This window comes from Spirillospora sp. NPDC046719, from assembly GCF_040645715.1.
Lineage (GTDB): Bacteria > Actinomycetota > Actinomycetes > Streptosporangiales > Streptosporangiaceae > Spirillospora.
Genome location: NZ_JBEYYT010000411.1, coordinates 1 through 1258, shown reverse-complemented (window position 1 = coordinate 1258; position 1258 = coordinate 1). Strand labels below are relative to the sequence as shown.

Sequence of the window (1258 nt, the reverse complement as noted above, 5' to 3'; positions counted from 1 at the left end):
GGGGGTGCGGGCGGGAGGTCCGGGGCGCCGCCGGGGGCGGCGGCCCGGCGGTCTTCGCCGCGCTCGGCGGCCTGCCGCGGGGGGCCCCCCGCCCCCCCTTCCGGATCGGCGCGGCGCTCGGCGTCGACGTGCCGGTGACCGCGGTGTTCGAGCACCCGACGGTGGCCGGGCTGGCCCAGGTGATCACCGGCGGCGGGGCGGAGGCGCCCGCGCCGCCGGTCGTGCCGGCCGGCCGGGACGGCCGGCTGCCGCTGTCGTTCGGGCAGCAGCGGCTGTGGTTCGTCGGCCAGCTGGAGCCCGGGTCCCCGGAGTACGTGCTGGCGGTCCCGGTCGAGTTCGGCGGCGTCGACGTGGCGGTGCTCGGGGCCGCGATGGCCGCCGTGATGGCGCGGCACGAGGTCCTCCGCACCCGGCTGGTGACCGGCGACGACGGGGTCCCGTACCAGGTGGTCGACCCGCCGGCGCCGTTCGCGCTCCCGGTCGTCGACGTCTCCGGCGCCGCCGATCCGCGGCGTGCGGCGGCGGACCTGCTGGAGGCCGGCGCCATGGCGCCGTTCGACCTCGCCGGGCCGCTGGTGCGCGGCTGCCTGGTCCGGCTGGGCGCGGACCGGCACCTGCTGGCGCTGTGCATGCACCACGTCGTCTTCGACGAGTGGTCGGTGCCGATCTTCCGGCGCGAGCTGGAGGCGCTGTACGCGGCGCTGCGCGCGGGTGAGCCGGACCCGCTGCCGCCGCTGCGGGTGCAGTACGCGGACTTCGCGGTGTGGCAGCGCCGGTGGCTGACCGGGCAGGTGCTGGAGGGCCAGCTCGCCTACTGGCGGGAGCGGCTGGCGGACCTCCCGCTGCTCGAACTGCCGGCCGACCGGCCGCGTCCGCCGGTGCGGTCGAACGCCGGCGCCGTGACCCGGTTCGCCGTCCCCGCGGCCACCGCGGAGGGGCTGCGGGCGGTGGCCCGCGAGAGCGGCGCGACGATGTTCATGACGCTGCTCGCGGCGTTCATGGCCGTCCTCGGCCGGCATGCGGGCCGGGACGACATCGTGGTGGGGACCCCGGTCGCGGGGCGCGGCCGGCCCGAGACCGAGGACCTGATCGGGTTCTTCGTCAACACCCTGGTGATGCGCGCCAGCACCGCGGCGGACCCCACGTTCGGCGAGCTGCTGGGCCGGGTGCGGCAGGCCGCGCTCGGCGCGTACGCGCACCAGGACCTGCCGTTCGAGCAGCTCGTGGACGAGCTGGTGACCGTGCGGGACCGGTCCCG

Annotated in this window: 1 protein-coding gene; it reads left to right on the top strand. The window is 78.1% G+C overall.

Annotation, left to right across the window (positions count from 1 at the left end; all coding sequences use genetic code 11):
* A partial coding sequence (locus ABZ914_RS41205; protein ID WP_500200081.1) for a condensation domain-containing protein occupies positions 1-1258 on the top strand: 1258 nt, incomplete at both ends.